Annotated in this window: 1 pseudogene; it reads left to right on the forward strand. The window is 61.6% G+C overall.

The window, feature by feature from the left end:
- A pseudogene (gene dctP, locus DWV00_RS34800) lies at nt 1–271 on the forward strand (TRAP transporter substrate-binding protein DctP); the annotation flags it as partial.

Here is a 271-nt window from a genome sequence, read left to right on the forward strand (position 1 = left end):
GGGCCTCGTCGACGCGGCTGAAAACAACATCCCCTCGTACGTCGAAACGAAGCATTACGAAGTGGCGACGGTGTACTCGGAAACGGAGCACTCGCGCACGCCCGAAGTCGTCGTGTTCTCGAAGAAGATCTGGGACACGCTGACGCCGCAGGAGCAGCAGGCGGTCCGCAAGGCCGCGGCGGACTCGGTGCCGTATTACCAGAAGCTGTGGGTCGCGAAAGAGGACGAAGGCGTGCAGACGCTGAAGAAGGCCGGCGTGAAAATCATTCCG

Origin of the sequence: Trinickia dinghuensis, assembly GCF_003367175.1 — a bacterium.
Classification (GTDB): Bacteria; Pseudomonadota; Gammaproteobacteria; order Burkholderiales; family Burkholderiaceae; genus Trinickia; species Trinickia dinghuensis.